The 19,702-nt window shown below is 71.1% G+C and carries 20 protein-coding genes; 9 read left to right on the top strand and 11 right to left on the bottom strand.

Annotated features, from left to right (window positions below):
* Nucleotides 1-79 precede the first annotated feature (79 nt).
* Nucleotides 80-1,279, top strand: coding sequence for a 4-hydroxyphenylpyruvate dioxygenase (hppD, locus tag AC07EG_RS34380; protein WP_478257426.1), 1,200 nt, complete (start codon nt 80-82; stop codon nt 1,277-1,279).
* Between the two features lie 63 nt (nt 1,280-1,342).
* Here the strand turns inward: hppD and ilvA are convergent, their stop codons facing one another.
* The gene (ilvA, locus tag AC07EG_RS34385) at nt 1,343-2,545 is read right to left on the bottom strand and encodes a threonine ammonia-lyase (protein WP_478257427.1); all 1,203 of its coding nucleotides are present in this window, start codon (nt 2,543-2,545) and stop codon (nt 1,343-1,345) included.
* Between the two features lie 96 nt (nt 2,546-2,641).
* On the opposite strand from ilvA, the gene AC07EG_RS34390 reads away from it, so the two are divergent.
* Entirely contained in the window at nt 2,642-2,890 is a 249-nt protein-coding gene (locus tag AC07EG_RS34390; RefSeq protein WP_478257428.1) for a hypothetical protein, read from the top strand.
* Nucleotides 2,891-2,967: 77 nt separating this feature from the next.
* On the opposite strand, the gene AC07EG_RS34395 is transcribed toward AC07EG_RS34390, so the two are convergent.
* From AC07EG_RS34395 to AC07EG_RS34420, 6 genes are all read right to left on the bottom strand, one after another.
* A complete protein-coding gene (locus tag AC07EG_RS34395) occupies nt 2,968-4,125 on the bottom strand; it encodes a cystathionine gamma-synthase (RefSeq protein ID WP_478257429.1) in 1,158 nt (385 codons plus the stop codon).
* 105 nt (nt 4,126-4,230) lie between these two features.
* Nucleotides 4,231-4,809 (bottom strand): hypothetical protein, encoded by a 579-nt coding sequence (locus tag AC07EG_RS34400; protein ID WP_478257430.1) that lies wholly within the window; start codon nt 4,807-4,809, stop codon nt 4,231-4,233.
* 13 nt (nt 4,810-4,822) lie between these two features.
* The gene (locus tag AC07EG_RS34405; protein ID WP_478257431.1) at nt 4,823-5,269 is read right to left on the bottom strand and encodes a hypothetical protein; all 447 of its coding nucleotides are present in this window, start codon (nt 5,267-5,269) and stop codon (nt 4,823-4,825) included.
* Nucleotides 5,270-5,273: 4 nt separating this feature from the next.
* The gene (locus AC07EG_RS34410; protein WP_478257432.1) at nt 5,274-5,846 is read right to left on the bottom strand and encodes a hypothetical protein; all 573 of its coding nucleotides are present in this window, start codon (nt 5,844-5,846) and stop codon (nt 5,274-5,276) included.
* A gap of 114 nt (nt 5,847-5,960) precedes the next feature.
* A complete protein-coding gene (locus tag AC07EG_RS34415; protein ID WP_478257433.1) occupies nt 5,961-7,301 on the bottom strand; it encodes a hypothetical protein in 1,341 nt (446 codons plus the stop codon).
* Nucleotides 7,302-7,419: 118 nt separating this feature from the next.
* Nucleotides 7,420-8,790, bottom strand: coding sequence for a cystathionine beta-synthase (locus AC07EG_RS34420; RefSeq protein ID WP_478257434.1), 1,371 nt, complete (start codon nt 8,788-8,790; stop codon nt 7,420-7,422).
* Nucleotides 8,791-8,926: 136 nt separating this feature from the next.
* Here AC07EG_RS34420 and AC07EG_RS34425 point away from each other — a divergent pair, with 136 nt between their 5' ends.
* A complete protein-coding gene (locus tag AC07EG_RS34425; protein WP_478257435.1) occupies nt 8,927-10,147 on the top strand; it encodes an acetyl-CoA C-acetyltransferase in 1,221 nt (406 codons plus the stop codon).
* A gap of 51 nt (nt 10,148-10,198) precedes the next feature.
* Here the strand turns inward: AC07EG_RS34425 and AC07EG_RS34430 are convergent, their stop codons facing one another.
* The 3 genes from AC07EG_RS34430 to AC07EG_RS34440 all read right to left on the bottom strand — a co-directional run bounded on the left by AC07EG_RS34430 (nt 10,199) and on the right by AC07EG_RS34440 (nt 13,124).
* The gene (locus AC07EG_RS34430; protein ID WP_478257436.1) at nt 10,199-11,452 is read right to left on the bottom strand and encodes a YeeE/YedE family protein; all 1,254 of its coding nucleotides are present in this window, start codon (nt 11,450-11,452) and stop codon (nt 10,199-10,201) included.
* Between the two features lie 72 nt (nt 11,453-11,524).
* Nucleotides 11,525-12,151, bottom strand: coding sequence for an LppU/SCO3897 family protein (locus tag AC07EG_RS34435; protein WP_478257437.1), 627 nt, complete (start codon nt 12,149-12,151; stop codon nt 11,525-11,527).
* 151 nt (nt 12,152-12,302) lie between these two features.
* On the bottom strand, nt 12,303-13,124 hold the full coding sequence (locus AC07EG_RS34440; protein WP_478257438.1) for a Bax inhibitor-1/YccA family protein: 822 nt from the start codon (nt 13,122-13,124) through the stop codon (nt 12,303-12,305).
* A 212-nt stretch (nt 13,125-13,336) separates the two neighbouring features.
* Between AC07EG_RS34440 and AC07EG_RS34445 the strand changes: the two genes are divergently transcribed.
* Nucleotides 13,337-15,334 carry an SDR family oxidoreductase gene (locus tag AC07EG_RS34445; protein WP_478257439.1) on the top strand — a complete coding sequence of 666 codons (1,998 nt, stop codon included), beginning with the start codon at nt 13,337-13,339 and terminating at the stop codon, nt 15,332-15,334.
* A gap of 48 nt (nt 15,335-15,382) precedes the next feature.
* Nucleotides 15,383-16,432, top strand: a complete 1,050-nt coding sequence (locus tag AC07EG_RS34450) for a cell division protein DivIVA (RefSeq protein ID WP_478257440.1) — start codon at nt 15,383-15,385, stop codon at nt 16,430-16,432.
* On the opposite strand, the gene AC07EG_RS34455 is transcribed toward AC07EG_RS34450, so the two are convergent.
* Nucleotides 16,395-17,486 carry an alkene reductase gene (locus AC07EG_RS34455; protein WP_478257441.1) on the bottom strand — a complete coding sequence of 364 codons (1,092 nt, stop codon included), beginning with the start codon at nt 17,484-17,486 and terminating at the stop codon, nt 16,395-16,397. The two genes, AC07EG_RS34450 and AC07EG_RS34455, sit on opposite strands and share 38 nt — an antisense overlap.
* Before the next feature lie 52 nt (nt 17,487-17,538).
* Here AC07EG_RS34455 and AC07EG_RS34460 point away from each other — a divergent pair, with 52 nt between their 5' ends.
* From AC07EG_RS34460 to AC07EG_RS34475, 4 genes are all read left to right on the top strand, one after another.
* Nucleotides 17,539-17,952: a MerR family transcriptional regulator gene (locus AC07EG_RS34460; RefSeq protein ID WP_478257442.1), complete on the top strand. Its 414-nt coding sequence runs from the start codon at nt 17,539-17,541 to the stop codon at nt 17,950-17,952.
* A 14-nt stretch (nt 17,953-17,966) separates the two neighbouring features.
* Nucleotides 17,967-18,410 (top strand): redox-sensitive transcriptional activator SoxR, encoded by a 444-nt coding sequence (gene soxR, locus AC07EG_RS34465; RefSeq protein ID WP_478257443.1) that lies wholly within the window; start codon nt 17,967-17,969, stop codon nt 18,408-18,410.
* Nucleotides 18,411-18,443: 33 nt separating this feature from the next.
* Nucleotides 18,444-18,860 (top strand): hypothetical protein, encoded by a 417-nt coding sequence (locus AC07EG_RS34470; RefSeq protein WP_478257444.1) that lies wholly within the window; start codon nt 18,444-18,446, stop codon nt 18,858-18,860.
* A gap of 76 nt (nt 18,861-18,936) precedes the next feature.
* On the top strand, nt 18,937-19,689 hold the full coding sequence (locus tag AC07EG_RS34475) for a hypothetical protein (protein ID WP_478257445.1): 753 nt from the start codon (nt 18,937-18,939) through the stop codon (nt 19,687-19,689).
* The last annotated feature ends 13 nt before the right edge of the window (nt 19,690-19,702 follow it).

A 19,702-nucleotide genomic window follows, 5' to 3' on the forward strand; every position in this document is an offset into this window, starting at 1 on the left:
CACTGGTTTCCTTGAGCATACTGCCCAGCGATTCCGGGGACTGTTGCTCATCTTGCCCGCTGGGCTGATGCTCAGTGGCATGACGCACACACTCGACCCACAAGGCTCCATGGACGACGTCAGCTATGACCAGCTGCGTCAGCTCGTCGGCCTCGTCGACCACGACGCGTCGGCCGACCCGTTCCCGGTGAAGGCCATGGACGCGGTGGTCTTCATCTCCGGCAACGCCACGCAGACCGCGTGGTTCTACCAGGTCGCCTTCGGCATGCAGCTGGTCGCCTACTCCGGCCCCGAGACCGGCAACGCCGACCGCAAGTCGTTCGTGCTCAAGTCCGGCTCGGCGCGGTTCGTCATCAACGGCGGCGTCAAGCCCGACTCCGCCCTGCTCGACCACCACCGCCGCCACGGCGACGGCGTCACCGACCTCGCCCTCGAAGTCGCCGACGTCGACAAGTGCGTCGAGCACGCCCGCGCCCAGGGCGCCACCGTGCTCGAAGAGCCCTATGAGATCTCCGACGAGCACGGCACCGTGCGCATCGCCTCGATCGCGACCTACGGCGAAACCCGCCACTCGCTGATCGACCGCTCCCGCTACACCGGCCCCTACCTGCCCGGTTACGTGGCTCGCGAGAGCACCGTCAAGCGGCCCGAGGGGGCGCCGAAGCGGCTGTTCCAGGCCGTCGACCACTGCGTGGGCAACGTCGAGCTGGGCAAGATGGACTACTGGGTCGACTGGTACCACCGCGTCATGGGCTTCGTGAACATGGCCGAATTCGTCGGCGACGACATCGCCACCGAGTACTCGGCGCTGATGAGCAAGGTGGTGTCGAACGGCAACCACCGGGTGAAGTTCCCGCTGAACGAGCCGGCGGTGGCGAAGAAGAAGTCGCAGATCGACGAGTACCTCGAGTTCTACGACGGCGCCGGTTGCCAGCACATCGCCCTGGCCACCAACGACATCATCACCACCGTCACCGCCATGCGCAACGCGGGCGTCGAATTCCTCGACACCCCGGACTCGTACTACGACGACCCGGAGCTGCGGGCGCGGATCGGCAAGGTGCGCGTGCCGATCGAGACGCTGAAGGAGCACCGCATCCTGGTCGACCGCGACGAGGACGGTTACCTGCTGCAGATCTTCACCAAGCCCATCGGCGACCGCCCCACGGTGTTCTACGAACTCATCGAACGCCACGGCTCGCTGGGCTTCGGCAAGGGCAACTTCAAGGCGTTGTTCGAGGCCATCGAGCGCGAACAGGAACGCCGCGGCAACCTCTGACCGCACCGGATCCGGCAAGGGCATCGCTCGCACCCGCGGGCGATGCCCTTGCCCGTTCCGGGGTCACACGACGGTGAACCCGGCGCGCTGGAGTTCGGTGCCGACTTCGGCGCAGTGTTCCGGACCCCGCGTCTCCAGGTTCAGCGAGACCTCGACCTCCCCCAGCCGCAGGGCGCCCGAGATGCGCGAGTGCTCCACGTCGACCACGTTCGCACCCAGTTCGCTCACCTTCGACAGCACCCCGGCCAGCGAACCCGGGCGGTCCGGGACCCGCAGGCGCAGCTTCAGGTAGCGGCCACCGGCGGTCATGCCGTGCTGGATGATCTGCAACAACAGCAGCGGGTCGACGTTCCCGCCGGAGAGCACCGCCACGATCGGCGGCTCGAACGCACCCGGGTGCTGGAGCAGCGCCGCCACTGCCGCCGCGCCGGCGGGTTCGACGATGAGCTTCCGCCGTTCCAGGCACAGCAGCACCGCCCGCGAGAGCGATTCCTCGGTCACCGTGACCACGTCGTCCACCATGCGGGACACGTGGGCGTAGCTGACCGGCCCCGGTTCGCCGACCGCGATGCCGTCGGCCATGGTGCTCGTCGACGTCAGCCGCACCGGTTTCCCGGCGGCCAGCGAGACCGGGAACGCGGCCGCGTTCTCCGCCTGCACGCCGACCACCTTCACCGACGGCCGCACCGCCTTCACCGCCGACGCCACCCCGCCGACCAGGCCACCGCCTCCGGTGGCGACCAGGATGGTGGCCACGCCGGGCACCTGTTCGAGCACCTCCAGCCCGACCGTGCCCTGCCCGGCGATGACGTCCGGGTGGTCGAACGGGTGGATGAACACCGCGCCGGTCTGCTCGGCGAAGGCCACCGCCTCGGCCAGCGTCTCCTCCAGCACCGCCCCGTGCAGGTGCACGTCGGCGCCATAACCCCTGGTCGCAGCCAGTTTGGGCAGGGGAACGCGTTCGGGCATGAACACCGTGGACTTCGCGCCGAGCAGGGCCGCGGCCAGCGCCACGCCCTGGGCGTGGTTGCCCGCGCTGGCGGCGACCACCCCGCGCCCGCGTTCGTCCTCGCTCAGCCCGTGGATGCGGGTGTAGGCGCCGCGGATCTTGAACGACCCGGTGCGCTGGAGGTTCTCGCACTTGAGGTGGACGGGACCGCCGTGGAGCCTGCGCAGGTCGCGCGCGTGCTCCATCGGGGTCTTGCGGACCACACCGGCCAACAGGGTACGGGCCGCTTCGATCCGGTCGAGATCAACCAGTTGCATGCCTCGGGATCATGCCAGCTTCCCGGCTTCGACAGAGGAGTTCGGCCGGACCGGGTACCCTGAACTCGTCACCGGTTTTCCACAGGGAGTGAAAGCATGTCACGGGTGTCCACCGCGGGCCGGTCGGTCGGTGTGCTGCCCCTGATCGCCGGCGTCGCCTCGGCCATCGCGCTCACCGGCGCGGCCTTCTACACCGTGGACGCCGCCGCCTGCGGAGACCCGGGCCAGTACATCCGCCACGACGACCACATCGAGCTGGTCGGTGGCTGCGTGGACGGCGCCTCGCTCCCGAGTTCCCCGGAGCGGACCGGCAACGAGGCCGTCCACCAGAACTACCGCCCCTAGGCGCTTTTCTCCAGGCCGGTCACGCTCGCCCCCCCTTCGCGCGCGCAGGCGGTCCGAGCGGACTGGCCGGGCAGCGCTCAGCCGAGCGCCTTCAGCAGGTCGTCCAGCAGGTCGCGGCTGTCTTCGATGCCGACGGACAGGCGCAGCAGTTCCGCGGGCACCTGCAGGGTCGAGCCGACCACGCTGGCGTGGGTCATCCGGCCGGGGTGCTCGATCAGCGACTCGATGCCGCCGAGCGACTCGGCGAGGATGAACAGTTCGGTCCGCGCGGCGGTGTCCAGCGCGGCCTGCTCCCCGTCGGCGTGGGTGAACGAGATCATGCCGCCGAACCGGCGCATCTGCTTCGCCGCGATCTCGTGGCCGGGGTGCTCGGGCAGGCCCGGGTAGTAGACCTTGGCCACCTTCGGGTGCGCGGCCAGCGCGTTCGCGATCAGCTCGGCGTTGTCGCAGTGCCGTTCCATGCGCACGGCGAGCGTCTTCAGCCCGCGCAGGGTGAGGAAGGCGTCGAACGGGCCGGGTACCGCGCCCGCGGTGTTGCGCAAGAAGAAGAGCTGCTCACGCAGCTCGTCCTCGTTGGTGATGACCGCGCCCCCGACCACATCCGAGTGGCCGCCCAGGTACTTCGTGGTGGAGTGCAGCACGATGTCCGCGCCGAGCGAGAGCGGGTTCTGCAGGTACGGGGTGGCGAAGGTGTTGTCCACCACGAGCCGCGCGCCCGCCGAGTGCGCCAGGCCGGACAGCGCGGCGATGTCGGCGATGCCGAGCAGCGGGTTGGTCGGCGACTCGCACCAGACCAGCTTGGTCTCCGGGCGGATCGCCGCCCGCACCTCGTCGAGGTCGGACAGGTGGGCCACGGTGTAGTCGACGCCCCAGTGCGACAGCACCTTGTCGATCAGCCGGAAGGTGCCGCCGTAGGCGTCGTCCCCGAGCACGAGGTGGTCGCCGGGGCGGAGCACGGTGCGCAGCACGGCGTCGGTGGCGGCCATGCCGGAGGCGAAGGCGAGCGCGTGGCGGGCGCCTTCCAGGGAGGCCAGCGCCTGCTCGAGCGCGGTGCGCGTGGGGTTGGCGGTGCGCGAGTACTCGTAGTCGCCCTCGCGGGTACCGCCCACGCCGTCCTGGGCGTAGGTCGAGGTCTGGTAGATCGGCACGATGACCGCGCCGGTACGCGGATCGGGCTGCTGCCCCGCGTGGATCGCGCGCGTTTCGAAGCCGAACCTGAAGACGTCGTCAACCATGATCCCCAGGGTACGGCCCGCCAACAACCGTCCCGGCAGGTGGGATGATGCAGCCCGGGGTGGACGCGGTGGCACCACATCGTGGTACCACCGGGCCCGGCGAGCTCACCGGCCAGGCTGCTGCGGGTACCCCGTCGGCGGCTGCTGCGGCGGCGTGGCGCTCTGCTTGAGGTAGCGCCCGGTCGCCGGGACGGCGGCCAGCACCAGCGTGGCGATCGCGGGCACGGCCACGATGATCAGCCCGGCGATCGCGCCACCCGTCGCCACCGCACCACCGACCTCGAAGCCCGCCGAGCCGATCGCGGTCATCACGATGGACAGCACGTAGGACACCAGCACCAGCGCGCAGCCCGCCACCACCAGCCACCGGCCGGCCGGCTTCTTCATGAACAGCAGGATGGCGCCGACGAGCAACAGCACCGACTCGATCGCGGTGGTGCCGACGCCGATGTAGGTGTAGGCGGGCACGTTCCGCAGTTCGGTCAGCAGGATGATGCTCATCACCAGCGAGAACAGGCCCCACAACCCGCCGAGCACGGCCAGCACCCCGGCGGTGATCGCGGTGGCACCGCTCGGCTTCGGCTGCACACCGGGATATCCGGGCGGGCCCGCCGGGTACGGCTGCACCGGGTAGCCCCCGGAACCGGGGTACTGCGGGTACTGCGGGTGGTTCGGTTGCGTCACTGGTACTCCCCATTCACCGGCCGGGTGGCCACTCCATCGGGCGGTCAGCGTAACCGTCCTGGGTGACCCATCGATCGGTGGCGGGCACCAGTACCAGGCCCAGCGTGACGATGGCGGGCACGATGGTGATCACCAGCACCAACCCGGCCATCGCGAAGCTCGCACCCGCGGCGCTCTCGCTCAGCCCGGTCAGCCCGCTCAGGATGACCAGCAGGTAGCTCAGCAGCGCCGCGCACACCCCGGCGATGACCATCAGCCTGCCGTACGGGCGGCGGCGCAACAGCATGATCGAGCCCGGCACCAGCAACGCGGCCACCAGCAGGTTGAGCCCGATGCCGACGACCAGCTGGTACCAGCCCGCCGGGGTGGTCACCAGCCCGAACGCGGCCGCGACCAGGCCGAACAGGTGCCACAGCCCGCCGAGCAGCGCGAGCACCCCGGCAGCGACCGCGGTCCGCACGCGCTCACCACCCCTGTTGCGGCGGGTACCCCTGCGGCGGACCGTAGATCGGCTGGGCCTGCGGCTTGTAGCCGAGGTACTTGAAGGTGGGCGGCAGCACGGCGAAGACCAGCGTGAGCGGCGCCAGCACCATCAGCAGCGCCCGCAGGATGCCTTCGGTGTTGGCGAATTCGAAGACCAGCTCGAAGTACAGGCCGTACGCCCGGCCCCACAGCGCCGGCTCCAGGAAGATCGCCACCGCGCCGAGCAGGGCGCCGATCAGCAGCAGGACCGCGCCCGCGGTGGCGCGGAAGAAGGTGATCAGCGCGCCGATCAGGGCGAACACCGCGCAGCCGGTGAGCAGGGCGTAGTAGGTGAGCACCCCGCCGGGCAGGTCGCCGATGTCCACCCCGGACGGCAGGTCGATGAACAACTCGGCGAGCGGGAGGTAACCGGCGATCCCGGCGAGCAGCAGGCCGAGCACGGCCGCGATGATCGCGGTGGCCCCGCTCGGCCGGCGCTGCGGCGCGGGATAACCGCCCGGCTGCCCGGGGTAACCGGGGCCCGGCTGTGGCTGATATCCGTAGGGATTCGTCACGGGGTTCTCCCAGGTCCGTCGCGATTCCTAGGCAGCCACCCTAGCGGGCCGGAAGCGAAAAAGGGTGCCCTCGGCCGAACGGCCGAGGGCACCCTTCGGGTGTCGCCAGCTAGCTCACCACTGCTGCGGGGGCTGCTGCCCCGGCGGCGGCGGGAACGCACCGGGCTGCGGCGGCTGGCCCGGCTGCGGGAACCCACCGCTGGGCGGGCCCTGCGGCGGCTGGCCGAAGCCACCGCTCGGCGGCCCCTGCGGGGGCTGCCCGAAACCACCCGGCGGGCCCTGCGGGGGCTGGCCGAACCCGCCGTTGGGCGGACCCTGCGGCGGCGGGAACCCACCGGGACCACCGGGCGGCGGGCCGAAGCCACCACCGGGCGGCGGGCCGAAACCACCGGGGCCGCCCGGGCCACCGGGACCGCCGAAGCCGCCACCCTGACCGCCCTGGCCACCGAAGGCCGAACCGCTGTCCATGCCGATGTAGGGCCGGGTGGCCGGGAAGAAGCCGAGCACGCCGGCACCGGCCGCGAGCAGGCCGATGAACAGGTTGAACACCAGGCCACCGGCGAAGGTGTACATGGCCGCGACCACGATGGTGAAGACGATCAGCAGCCCACCGCTGCCGAGCAGCACGTACTGCGCGATCTTCTTGCGCATGAAGATCAGCGCCGCACCGGCGATCGCCCCGGCCAGGCCGAGCAGCAGGATCACCCACATGATGATCACGCCGGCGCCGACCCCGTAGTCGACCGACATGTCCTCGCAGCGGTCCTTCGCGGCGCCTGCCAGGCCGTCGCACGGCGAGGAGAGGGTGGCCACGTCGATCACGCTGATCAGGTTGAAGATCAGCGAGAGACCGGCCAGCAGCGCGAGCGCACCGGCGATGATCATCGAGATCATCTTGTTGTTGTCGCCGCCACCGCCCGGCGGCGGGCCGCCGAAACCACCGGGGGGCGGGCCGAAGCCACCCTGGCCGGGCGGCGGGCCGAAGCCGCCGGGGGGCGGGCCGAACCCACCGGGACCGCCCGGGGGCTGGCCGAACCCCGGCTGCTGCTGCCCCTGCGACGGATCGAACCCGCCGAACCCGCCGGGCTGGCCGCCGAAGGCGGCGTTCGGGTTGTCCGCCGCGCTCGGCGGCGGGGCGTACGGGATGGCTGGCGGCGGCTGCGAGCCGGGGGGCACCAGCTGGGTGGAGTCCGCGCCGGGCTCACCGCCACCCTGCACCGGGTTCACCACCTGGGTGGCTCCGGCGTCGCCGGGCTTGCCCGGCTGGACCACCTGCGTCGGCTCCGGCGCGTCGCCGAACTGGCCACCGCCTGGCTGCGGCTGGCCCGGCTGCACGACCTGGGTCGGCTCGGCCTGGCCGAACGGGTTTTCCTGCTGCGGGTTGGGACCACTCGGCGGGCCTTGAGACGGCTGCCCGCCGCCCCAAGGCTGGTCCGGTGGCTGCGGAGCACTCATGTGGGTCTTGAACCCCCTTGACGAGGACCTGGTCTGTTCACTCAACTCGCGCACACGCTATCTGATGGCGGGGTGGAGTGCGCGTAACGCCCCGACCCCGCCACCCGCGGAAACGCTCCTACCGACCAGCGAGGAAGGCGAGCAGGTCCTGCCTGGTCACGACCCCGGCGGGCTTGCCGTCGACGAGCACCAGCGCCCCGTCGGCGGCGGTCAGCGCGGTCATCGCCGAGCCGACCGGCTCGCCCGCGCCCATCGTCGGCAGCGGCGGGGACATGTGCGTCTCCAGCCGGTCGGCCAGCGCGGCCTTGCCGGTGAACAACGCGTCGAGCAGATCCCGCTCGTTGACCGCGCCGACCACCTCGGCGGCCATCACCGGCGGCTCCGCGCTGACCACGGGCATCTGGCTGACGCCGAACTCGCGCAGGATGGCCACCGCCTCGCCGACGGTCTCGCCGGGGTGGCTGTGCACCAGGTCGGGCAGGGAGCCGTCCTTGCGGCGGAGCACGTCACCGACGGTGGCGCCGGTGGAGTCCGGGGGCAGGAAGCCGTAGGAGGCCATCCACGAGTCGTTGAACACCTTGGTCAGGTAACCGCGGCCGCTGTCGGGCAGCAGCACCACGATCACGTCGTCCTCGGTGCACCGCTCGGCCAGCTCCAGCGCGGCGGCCACGGCCATGCCGCAGGAGCCGCCGACCAGCAGGCCCTCCTCGCGGGCCAGGCGGCGGGTGGTGTGGAAGGAGTCGGCGTCGGAGACCGGGATGATCTCGTCGGCCACCGACCGGTCGTAGGTCTCCGGCCAGAAGTCCTCGCCGACGCCCTCGACCAGGTACGGCCGCCCGGACCCGCCCGAGTAGACCGAGCCCTCCGGGTCCGCGCCGATGACCTTCACCCGGCCGTCGCTGACCTCCTTGAGGTAGCGCCCGGTGCCGGAGATGGTGCCGCCGGTGCCGACCCCGGTGACGAAGTGGGTGATCCGGCCGTCGGTCTGCCGCCACAGCTCCGGGCCGGTCGAGTGGTAGTGGCTGGCCGGGTTCTCCGGGTTGGCGTACTGGTTGGGCTTCCAGGCGCCCTCGATCTCGTTGACCAGGCGGTCGGAGACGTTGTAGTAGGACTCCGGGTGCTCCGGCGCGACGGCGGTCGGGCAGACCACCACCTCGGCGCCGTAGGCCTTGAGCACGTTGCGCTTGTCCTCGCTGACCTTGTCCGGGCAGACGAACACGCACTTGTAGCCCTTGCGCTGGGCCACCATGGCCAGCCCGACGCCGGTGTTGCCCGAGGTCGGCTCGACGATCGTGCCGCCGGGCTTCAGCTCGCCCGAGCGTTCGGCCGCCTCGACCATGCGCAGCGCGATGCGGTCCTTGACGCTCCCGCCGGGGTTGACGTACTCGACCTTGGCCAGCACCAGCGGCTTGAGGCCGTCGGCCAGCGCGTTCAGCTTCACCAGCGGCGTGTTGCCCACCAGGTCGACGATGTGTTCGGCGTACTCCACTCCCGGCTCCTGTTCTGCGGAAAGGCGCGCCCGGTCGGGGCACGCCTACACCCTAACCGGAGCGGGGCTTGCCCTCCGGCGCTGAGCGTGCAGGATGGGGTGAGCGCTCGCTTAGTTGACCAGAAGGAGTCCCACCATGCCCGAAGCCGTGATCGTGTCCACCGCGCGTTCCCCGATCGGGCGTGCCAACAAGGGGTCGCTGGTGAACCTGCGGCCCGACGACCTGACCGTGCAGATGGTGCGGGCCGCGCTGGACAAGGTGCCGCAGCTCGACCCCACCGCGATCGAGGACCTGATGCTCGGCTGCGGCCTGCCCGGCGGCGAGTCCGGGTTCAACATGGGCCGCGCGGTGGCCGTGGAGCTGGGTTACGACCACCTGCCCGGCTGCACCGTCACCCGGTACTGCTCGTCCAGCCTGCAGACCACCCGGATGGCGCTGCACGCGATCAAGGCCGGTGAAGGTGACGTGTTCATCTCGGCCGGGGTGGAGACCGTCTCGCGGTTCTCCAAGGGCAGCTCGGACTCGTGGCCGGACACGCACAACCCGCTGTTCGCCGAAGCCGAGGCCCGCACCAAGGCGACCGCCGAGCAGGGCGCGGACAGCTGGACCGATCCGCGTGAGAACGGGCAGCTGCCCGACGTCTACATCGCGATGGGCCAGACCGCGGAGAACCTGGCGCGGCTGAAGAACGTCTCGCGCGAGGAGATGGACGAGTTCGGCGTCCGGTCGCAGAACCTGGCCGAGAAGGCGATCGCCGACGGCTTCTGGGCCAAGGACATCACGCCGGTGACCCTGCCGGACGGTTCGGTGCTGGCCAAGGACGACGGCCCGCGCGCCGGGGTCACGCTGGAGGGCGTGTCCGGGCTGAAGCCGGTGTTCCGCCCGGACGGCCGGATCACCGCGGGCAACTGCTGCCCGCTCAACGACGGGGCCGCGGCGCTGGTGATCATGTCCGACACCAAGGCGAAGGAACTGGGCATCACGCCGCTGGCGCGGATCGTGTCGACCGGGGTTTCCGGGTTGTCGCCGGAGATCATGGGTTACGGGCCGGTGGAGGCTTCGCAGCGGGCGCTGGCGCGGGCCGGGCTGTCGATCGGCGACATCGACCTGGTGGAGATCAACGAGGCGTTCGCGGCGCAGGTCATCCCGTCCTACAAGGACCTCGGGATCGACCTGGAGCGGCTGAACGTCAACGGCGGCGCGATCGCGGTCGGGCACCCGTTCGGCATGACCGGGGCCCGGATCACCACCACGCTGATCAACTCGCTGCAGCACCACGACAAGCAGTTCGGCCTGGAAACCATGTGCGTCGGCGGCGGCCAGGGCATGGCGATGGTCCTGGAGCGCCTCAGCTGAGCCGGTGACGGGGGCGCGGCACGGTCCGCGCACCCGTCGCGGTCAGCGGGCTCAGCAGATCGAGTCGGCGGGTTTCGGGTTGCCGAGGCCGAACAGCGGGCGCAGCTTCAGCCCGATCCAGGTGCCGCCGAGGGCGAACAGGCCCCACAGCCAGCCGTGCAGGCTGCCCACCGAGATGCCGCCGAGGTAGGCGCCGATGTTGCAGCCACCGGCCAGCCGCGCGCCGATGCCCATCAGCACCCCGCCGAGCACCGCGGCCAGCGCGGTGCGCCACGGGATCTGGCTGTGGATCTTCCACGCCCCGGCCGCGGCGGCGGCGATCGCGGCGCCGAGGATGATGCCGACGTTGGTCAGCGTGGTCTTGTCCGTCCACACCGGACTCGCCAGCGCCTTGGCGTTGCCGGTGCTCTGCCAGAACTCCCACGCTTCCGGGTGCAGTCCGAACAACTGCAGCAGTTTCGCGCCCCACAGGGCGAAGGCGAAGGTGACGCCCCAGATCCCGCCGGAGACCAGGAAAACCGCACCGGCGAGCACACCGAGCACCACCGCGCCGACCAGGATCGGCCACGAACCGCGCAGGATCCTGGCGTAGCCGCGGGCGGTCGGCACGGTGCCGACCGGCGGCGGGTTCCGCCGCGCCTGCACCAGTTTCGTGGCGTAGACGATGGCCGCCAGCACGGCGATGGTGATCAGCCACGAGCCGAACCAGCCGACGTGGTCGGCCAGCAGCACCCCCGGCAGCGCGGGCCAGCCGTCGAACAACGGGAACGCCCAGGTGTAGAGCACCGAACCGGCGACGAAACCACCCAGCGTCAGCACGATCGCCGACTGCCCCGAACCGACCGCGAACAACGTGCCGGACGCGCAGGCACCGCCCAGCTGCATGCCGATCGCGAAGAGCACCGCCCCGGCGAACAACGCGAGCCCGATCGGGCCGCCGGTGGCCTTCGGCACCGACCCGAACAACCCGGAGCCGGTGGAGACGATCAACGCGATCAACGTGGCCGCGGTGCCGAGCAGCAGGGTGTGCGCCCGCAATCCCTGCCCGTTGCCGACGGCGATCAGCTGCCGCCACGCCGAGGTGAAGCCGAAGCGGGAGTGGAACAGGGCCAGCCCCAGGCCGAGCCCGAGGGCCAGCAGCACGCCGGACTTCGCGCCGAAGGAGGCCCAGACGTACCAGGTCAGGCCGACCGCGAGCAGGCTCGCCACGGCCAGCGGGACCACGCGCACCGGTTCTTCCGGAGCGGGTTCCGGGGCGGCGCAGGAGGTGGGGAAGGTGGAGGACACTTCGGACTCGGTCGGCACGCCCCGAAGGTAGGTGGCGGGTGCGTTCCGTGGCACCCCGTCTCACAGAGTGCGACGAGGTGCCACGGGTGACTACGCCTGGATCGAGCGGAAGCAGAGCGTGAGCGCCGGCTGCGGGTAGGTCAGCACCTTCTCCGCCTCCGTGCCCTCGCACAGCGCCTCGTCGGCCGAGCCCTCGGCGACCTTCAGGAATTCCACCTCGGCGCTCGGGTCGGTGCACGGCACGCGCTTGTAACCGGCCTCACCCGCGCTGAAGTTCGCCATGCACTCGCCCTGCTTGACGTTGAGCACCAGGCAGAGCTTGTAGGAACCGCGGCCGCTGACGGTGTACTCGTCGTAGGTGCCGCCCGCCGGGCAGCTGCCACCGCTGCTGTCGAGCTTGGCGCCGATCTTCAGGTTCGCCTCCGGCGCGCCGCAGTCGGCCTTCGCCGGCTCCGAGCCGGAGGTGAACTCGGTGACGTTGAGGCAGTCACCGACGTTGGAGGTGGCGGGCGAACCGAGGAAGTTCACGATGCCGATGATGCCGCCGACGACCACCACGAGCACCGGGATGCCGATCTTGAGCAGCAGGCCGAGGGCCTTGTTCTTCTTCGGCGGCGCCGGCGGCGGCGCGCCGAAACCGCCTTCCAGCTGCCCGGGCGGCGGGCCGTACGGACCCGGCTGGGCCTGGGGCTGGGACGGCGGAGGGGGGACACTCACGGGTGCCTCACAATGCTGAGAAAACGAAACGGGACCCGGGGTATCTACCACCGCCGCCCCACCGCGCACCCGGCTTTCGGGAAAACGGGGAGCAAAAAGAAACGGACGGCACCGGTGCGGTGCCGTCCGTTCACCCTCCGCTGCCGCGGGGTCAGTCGCTCTGCAGGTACGAGAGCAACCGCAGGATCTCCAGGTACAGCCAGACCAGCGTGGTCATCAGGCCGAACGCGGCGAACCACGCCCACTTGGCAGGCATGCCCTCGCGGATCATGCGGTCCGCCTGGTCGAAGTCGAGCAGGAAGCTGAACGCCGCGATGCCGATCACCACGAGGCTGAAGATGATCGCGATCGGCCCGCCGTCGCGCAGCGGGTTGAAGCCGAAGAAGCTGGTCACCAGGTTGACCAGCATCAGGATCGCGGCGCCGACGACGGCCCCGATGATCCACTTGGTCAGCTTGGGGGTGACCTTCACCGCACCGGTCTTGTAGACCACCAGCATGGTGACGAACACCCCGGCGGTGCCGATGATGGCCTGCAGCGCGATGCCCGGGTAGAGCATTTCGAACAGCCCGGAGATCGCCCCGAGGAACACACCCTCGGCGGCCGAGTAGGCCAGCGTCAGCGGCCCGCTCGGCTTCTGCTTGAAGATGATCACCAGCGAGATCACCAGGCCGACGAGCATGCCGCCGAGCATCGCGCCGAGGATCGGGCCCATGGCGTTGGCGGCGGCCTGGGACTGCGCCCAGATCGCGGTGATGATGCCGGTGATGAGCGCCACGCCGAGGCTCATCCCGGTCTTGATGACGACGTCGTCGACGGTCATGGGCCGGTCGGCGGAGCCGGCCGGGGCCTGCGGCGGGCCGTAGCCGGGCACGCCACCCTGCGGCTGGCCGAAGCCCATGTTCGGCCCGTACTGGGTTCCGCCGCCGCCAACGGGCAGCCGCCGGAACGCGGGGTTGCTGCTGGAACGCACCTGATCCTCCTGGATCTACTGGCACCTTGCATCGGGTACAACGACCGCGTGTGCCGGCCGGTTCCCGTCGGGTAAAGACAACTTTACTCACACCGGCGGGTGCCGGTGCAGCACACACTAGGGACCTTCGATCACGGTTGTACCCCGGATGCGGTGGCACAATGCCCGCTGGCGGTGTTCCGGCGGGATTCTCGAGGTTCTTCGGAGGAGAAATGGCGACCTTCCTGGTGACCGGGGCCACCGGCCTGATCGGCCGCCACTTCACCCGGCTGCTGCTCACCCGCGCCGAAGTCGACGCGGTCACGCTGGTCGTCCGCGAGTCCTCGCGCGAGCGGCTGGCCGCGCTGGTGGACGGCTGGCCGCACGCCGAACGCGTGACCCTGGTCACCGGCGACCTCACCGAACCGCTGCTCGGCCTGGACGAGGCGACCCGCGACGACCTGCGCGGGGAGGTCGACCACCTGGTGCACCTCGCCGCGCTCTACGACCTCACCGCCGACGACGAGGAGAGCACCCGCGCCAACGTCCTGGGCACCCAGCAGGTGCTCGCGCTGGCCGCCGACCTGCGGGCGGGCCGCCTGCACCACGTGTCCTCGGTGGCCGTGGCCGGGGACCACGAGGGCGTGTTCACCGAGGAGATGTTCGACGCCGGCCAGCGCCTGCCGACCCCGTACCACCGCACCAAGTTCGAGGCCGAGCGCCTGGTCCGCGCGCAGCACGAGGTGCCGTACCGGATCTACCGCCCGGCCGCGGTGGTCGGGCACTCGCGCACCGGCGAGATGGACAAGGTCGACGGCCCGTACTACCTCTTCCCCGCCATCGCGCGGCTGACCTCGCTGCCCAGCCTGCCGCTGGTCGGCCCGGACATCGGCGACACCAACCTGGTCCCGGTCGACTACGTGGCCGCCGCGCTGGTCGAGCTGAGCCTCCGGCCCGGCCTCGACGGTCAGGTCTTCCACCTGGTCAACCCCGAACCGCAGCCGGTCACCGAGGTCTACAACGCCTTCGCCAAGGCGGCCGGGGCGCCGCTGATCACCACCGAACTGGACGACCGGCTCTCCCGCGGCGTGCTGAAGCTGGTGAAGTTCAGCGAGCACATCCCCGGCGTGTCGATCGCGCGTGACGCGGTGCTCGAACGGCTCGGCATCCCGCCGGTCCTGCTGGACACGCTGACCTTCCCGTCGGTGTTCTCCTCGGCGGGCACGCGCAAGGCGCTGGCCGGGTCCGGCGTGGAGGTGCCGCGGCTGGCGGACTACGCACCCGCGCTGTGGCGCTACTGGCGCGAGCACCTCGACCCGTTCCGCGCGCGCAGGCACGGCCCGCGCGGCGAACTGGACGGCCGCCGGGTGATCATCACCGGCGCGTCGTCCGGCATCGGCCGGGCGACCGCGCTGAAGGTCGCCGAGCAGGGCGGGGTGCCGCTGCTGGTGGCCCGGCGGCAGCACGAACTGGAGGAGGTCCGCGCCGAGATCGTCGCCGCGGGCGGGCACGCCTCGGTGTACCCGGCGGACCTGACCGACGAGGAGTCGGTGCGCAAGGCGGTCGACGCCATGCTCGCCGAGCACGGCCGGATCGACATGCTGGTGAACAACGCCGGCCGGTCCATCCGCCGCTCGATCAAGCTGTCCTACGACCGCTTCCACGACTACGAGCGCGCGATGGCGATCAACTACTTCGGCGCGGTGCGGCTCATCCTCGCCGTGCTGCCGCACATGTCCGAGCGCAAGTTCGGGCACATCGTGAACGTCTCGTCGATCGGCGTGCAGGGCATCGCGCCGCGCTTCTCCGCCTACGCCGCCTCGAAGGCCGCGCTCGACTACTTCTCCCGCATCGCCGCCACCGAAACCCACGGCGACGGGATCACCTTCACCACCATCCACATGCCACTCGTGCGCACGCCGATGATCCGCCCGACCAAGCTCTACGACGCGTTCCCGGCAAAATCACCCGATCAGGCGGCGGACATGGTGCTGAAGGCGCTGAAGGAGCGCCCGAAGCACATCGGCACCCCGATCGGCCAAGCCATCGGGCTGGCCTACACGCTCACCCCCGGGCTCACCGATGCCGTGGCGTACCAGGGTTTCCGCATCTTCCCCGACTCCGCGGCGGCGGGCGGCTCCGGTGGCGGGCTGAAGCTCGGCCGCGGCGAACGCCACCTGTCCAGGGCGGCCACCGCACTCGCTCGGCTGACCAAGGGATTCCACTGGTAGGGCAGGTCGAACGCGGGCGGGCTCGGCGGCGCGGGTAACGTCGGGAGCATGGCTGGAAGTGCTGGACGGTCCTCCGAACGCGAAACCGGGTTCCTGCCCCTCCGTCGTGAATACGGACAGGCGTGGCACGGGTTCGACCGCAGTCAGGTGCTGCAGTACCTCGACCACGTCGAGGCGCAGGTGCGGCGGATCATGGCCGAGCGCGATTCGGCCCTGGCGCAGGCCAGCACCATGTCCAGGGAGCTGGAGAACGCCCGGCACGAGATGAGCAAGCTGCACTCGCGCATCGAGGAGCTGAAGAAGCCGCCGGAGCGGCTCGAGGACCTCGACGAGCGGATGCAGCGCACGGTGAAGCTGGCCCAGATGCGGGCCGAGGAGATCACCCAGCGCGCGAAGGTGGCCGCCGAGAGCCACTGGACCGCGACCACCGAGGCCGCGGACAAGCTCCGCGAGCGCTACACCAAGCTGCTGGCCGAAGTGGACAAGCAGGCCGACGCCATCCAGCGCGAGCAGCGCGCCGCGCTGGACGCCACCCGCGCCGAGGTGCAGCGCCTGACCGTGGACGCCACCCGCCACCGCGAGCGGCTGGACATCGAGGCCGAGCGCAAGCGGCGGTCGATGGAGATGGAGTTCGACGCCAAGCTGGCCGCCGACCACGCGGCGCTGGAGAAGCACGTGGCCGACCAGCGCTCGGCGAGCAAGCAGCAGGCCGAGCGGCGGCTGGCCGAAGCCACCGCCGAGGCCAAGCGGCGGCTCGACGAGGCCACCGCCGAAGCCAAGCGCCTGGTCGACGAGGCCACCCGCGACGCCGAGCGCCGCACCACCGAGGCGACCACCAAGGTCAACCGGCTCTCCGAGCTGCAGCAGCAGGCGCTCGCCCGGCTGCGTGCGGCCGACGAGGTGCTCAGCCGCAACGCCGAGGCGCTCGACCCGATCGAGGACGAGCAGGACGAGGCGATCACCGCCCCCGCCGACGCCGGCGCGGCCACCGCCGCCACCGATCCGGAGAAGACCAAGGAGGTCAGGCCCGCCCCGGCGCCCAACGGGAACGGCAACGGCGTCAAGCAGGCACCGGAGAAGGCGAGCGCGTCGCAGTGAGCGCCGCCGGCGGGAAGTCCACGTAACCGGACAGCGCGGACCCGTAGTGGTCCTGCTCGTCCACCTGCACCAGCGGCGCCCCGGTGGCGAACCGCGACGGCAGGTCCGGGTTGCCGATGAACAGCCTGCCGAAGGAGACCACGTCGGCCAGCCCGGCCTCGACCAGCCGTTCCCCGGCGGCCCGGCCGGACGGCGGGCCCTGGTGCAGGTTGCCGATGAGCAGCCGGTCCCAGTGCGGCCGCAGTTCGGGGAACACCCGGTCCTCGGTGGCCACCACGTGCAGGTAGGCCAGGCCGATCCGGTCGAATTCGCCGAGCAGTTCGCGGTAGACGGCCGGCCAGTCGGCTTCGACCAGGTCGTTCTCCGGGTTTCCCGGCGAGATCCGGTAGCCCACCCGGGCGGCGCCGATCGCCGCGGCCACGGCTTCGGTGACCTCCAGCGGGAAGCGGATCCGGTCGCGGTAGCGGTCGGTGCGCAGGTTGGTGTTGTCGGCGAGGAACTCGTGCAGCAGGTAGCCGTTGGCGCCGTGGATCTCGACGCCGTCGAAACCGGCGTCGACCGCGTTGCGCGCGGCCGTCGCGAAGTCCTCGGCCAGCCGCGTCAGTTCCCCGGTGGTCAGCGCCCGCGGCGTGGTCGTCGCGGTCCAGCCGCCCCGGACGTAGACCCGGCCTTCGGCTCGCACGGCTGACGGCGCGACGGGCGGCTCACCGATCAGGGACGGGTGGCTGACCCGCCCGGCGTGCCACAACTGGGCGAAGATCCGCCCGCCCGCGGCGTGCACGGCGGTGGTCACCTCACGCCACCGGTCGACCTGCGCGGCGGTGGCGATCCCCGGCACGCCGGGGGTGCTCTTGCCGGCGAGCACCGGCCAGATCCCCTCGGTCACGATCAACCCGGCACTGGCGCGCTGGGCGTAGTAAAGGCTGGTCAGCGGATGGGGCACCCCGGTGGTGTCGTCGGCGCGACCCCGGGTCATCGGGGCCATCGCGACGCGGTTCGGCAGGGTCAGCGCGCCGTCCCGGTAGGGGCGCAGCAGGGGGCTTGCAGTAGGCATGACGCGAAGCTAAACCCTCACACCGGCGTGAGGGTCAAGCTAATCTGCTCCCATGAGGATCGGTGACCTGTCCCGGCGGACCGGGGTCAGCGTGCGGGCCCTGCGGTACTACGAAGAGGAGCACCTGCTCAAGCCCGGCCGGGACGCCAACGGCTACCGCTGCTTCCAGGAGAGCGACGTGGCCAAGGTCGTGCAGATCCAGCTGTTCTACTCGGCCGGGTTGTGCAGCAGCAAGATCGCGCAGCTGCTGCCGTGCGTGGAGGGCACCGCGGAGTACATCGTGCCGGGGCCCGCGCTGGCGAAGGACCTCGAGGTGGCGAAGCAGCGGATCCGCGGGCAGATCGCCGAACTGGAGACCTCGCTGGGCATCCTCGAACGCGTGCTGGCCGCGTCGAACGGCTCCGCCGACCGCTGCGTGCCGGTCACCCGCGGGCCGTGCGGTGCGGTCGAGGTGAACATTAGTTGAGCTACGCTGGCCGGGTGACCGTCGCTCCGGAACTGACCATCGGCGAGCTGGTCGAGCGCTGCGGGGTACCGGCGTCGGCCCTGCGGTTCTACGAGCGCGAAGGGCTGATCCGGAGCCGGCGCACCAGCGGCAACCAGCGGCGCTACGGCAGGCACGTGCTCCGGCGGGTGGCGTTCATCCGGGCGTCGCAGAGCGTGGGCATCCCGCTCGCGGTGATCCGCGAGGTGCTCGGCTTCCTGCCCGCGGATTCCCCGCCCACCAAGGAGTTCTGGGAACGGGCGTCGGCGTGCTGGCGGGCGGAGCTGAACTCCCGCATCGAGAAGATGGAGCGGATGCGGGACCGCTTCACCGAGTGCATCGGCTGCGGCTGCCTGTCGTTCGACCAGTGCCAACTGATCAACCCGGGGGACCGGCTGGCCGTGCACGGTCCCGGACCCCGCCGTCTTCTGCAACCCTGAGGCGGTCAGTCAGCCGGAGCACTGGAGCACGTCGTGAACGAGGAGCACACCGAGCAGCGGAACCTCGAGGAAAGGCGGCGCCGCGCCGACGAACGCGACCGGGTCGCCGACGAGCGGGAGAGGCTGGCCGACGAACGGGAAGAAGCCGCGGACCGCCGTGAGGAAGCCGCCGACCAGCGTGAAGCGGACGCCGACGAGCGCCAGGAGCACCTCGGCGAACTGCAGCGGCGACTGGAGGGGCGCGCTGGTCAGCGGCACGGGGATTCGGAGCATCGGCACGAGGTCAGCGCGGAGTCGATCCGGCTGGCCCGCGCCGCGATAGCACGCTCGGAGCAGCAGCTCGACCGCACGGAAGCCGCCATCGACCATAGCGGGCGCCGCATGGCCCGCCACCAGGCCGAGATCGACCGCGAGGTGGCCAAGAGCGAAGAACGGCTGGACGAGACCTGACCGACGGCTTTACCGGCGTGTCCCGGCGTGGTTCACTCGAGATTTGGGAGCGCTCCCAGAACTCGGAGGGACAGTCATGCGGAAACTCGCCGGAGCTCTGGTGCTCGCCTGCGCCGCGACCACCACCACCGTGACCACCACCCCCGCCGAAGGGGCCGGGTGCACCGCGGTCGTCTGCGAGGACTTCGAGGCGATGACCACCCCCGGCGGCCGGTGGACGGTCGGCGCGCCGAACTGCCAGGGCACCGGCACGGTCACCATCGACCCCACCGTCGCGCACACCGGCAGCCGGTCGGCGAAGGTCAGCGGCGGCGGCAACTACTGCAACCACATCTTCCTCGGCACCGGCCTCGCCGACGTGACCACCGGCAGCACCCTCCACGGCCGCTTCCACCTCCGCCACACCACTCCCCTGCCCCAGGCGCACGTCACCTTCATGGCGATGCGCGACACCGCCGACAACAACCGCGACCTCCGGGCCGGCGGGCAGAACCAGGTCCTGCAGTGGAACCGCGAATCCGACGACGCGACGCTGCCCGCGCAGAGCCCGGCGGGAGTGGCGCAGAGCGCGCCACTCCCGGTGAACACCTGGTCCTGCTTCGAATTCCAGCTCGACCACGGCACGCTGCGGACCTGGCTGAACGGCACCGAGGTACCCGGCCTGGTCGTCGACGGCACCCCGACGCCGGACATCGACCAGCAGTGGCTGAACCGCGCCTGGTCGCCGTCGGTGGCCGACCTGCGGCTCGGCTGGGAGGGCTACGGCAACGACGCCGACACGTTCTGGTTCGACGACATCGCGCTCGGCACCAGCCGGATCGGCTGCTGACCGCCCACTGCGG

It is taken from the genome of Amycolatopsis sp. NPDC045836 (genome assembly GCF_056431745.1).

Bases quoted from the DNA above. Each gene is read 5' to 3' on its own strand.
- AC07EG_RS34445 (WP_478257439.1), top strand. From the start codon at position 13,337: ATGGCGACCTTCCTGGTGACCGGGGCCACCGGCCTGATCGGCCGCCAC.
- AC07EG_RS34390 (WP_478257428.1), top strand. From the start codon at position 2,642: ATGTCACGGGTGTCCACCGCGGGCCGGTCGGTCGGTGTGCTGCCCCTG.
- AC07EG_RS34460 (WP_478257442.1), top strand. From the start codon at position 17,539: ATGAGGATCGGTGACCTGTCCCGGCGGACCGGGGTCAGCGTGCGGGCC.
- AC07EG_RS34475 (WP_478257445.1), top strand. From the start codon at position 18,937: ATGCGGAAACTCGCCGGAGCTCTGGTGCTCGCCTGCGCCGCGACCACC.
- AC07EG_RS34415 (WP_478257433.1), bottom strand. From the start codon at position 7,301: ATGAGTGCTCCGCAGCCACCGGACCAGCCTTGGGGCGGCGGGCAGCCG.
- AC07EG_RS34425 (WP_478257435.1), top strand. From the start codon at position 8,927: ATGCCCGAAGCCGTGATCGTGTCCACCGCGCGTTCCCCGATCGGGCGT.
- AC07EG_RS34395 (WP_478257429.1), bottom strand. From the start codon at position 4,125: ATGGTTGACGACGTCTTCAGGTTCGGCTTCGAAACGCGCGCGATCCAC.
- AC07EG_RS34450 (WP_478257440.1), top strand. From the start codon at position 15,383: ATGGCTGGAAGTGCTGGACGGTCCTCCGAACGCGAAACCGGGTTCCTG.
- AC07EG_RS34455 (WP_478257441.1), bottom strand. From the start codon at position 17,486: ATGCCTACTGCAAGCCCCCTGCTGCGCCCCTACCGGGACGGCGCGCTG.
- hppD (WP_478257426.1), top strand. From the start codon at position 80: ATGACGCACACACTCGACCCACAAGGCTCCATGGACGACGTCAGCTAT.
- ilvA (WP_478257427.1), bottom strand. From the start codon at position 2,545: ATGCAACTGGTTGATCTCGACCGGATCGAAGCGGCCCGTACCCTGTTG.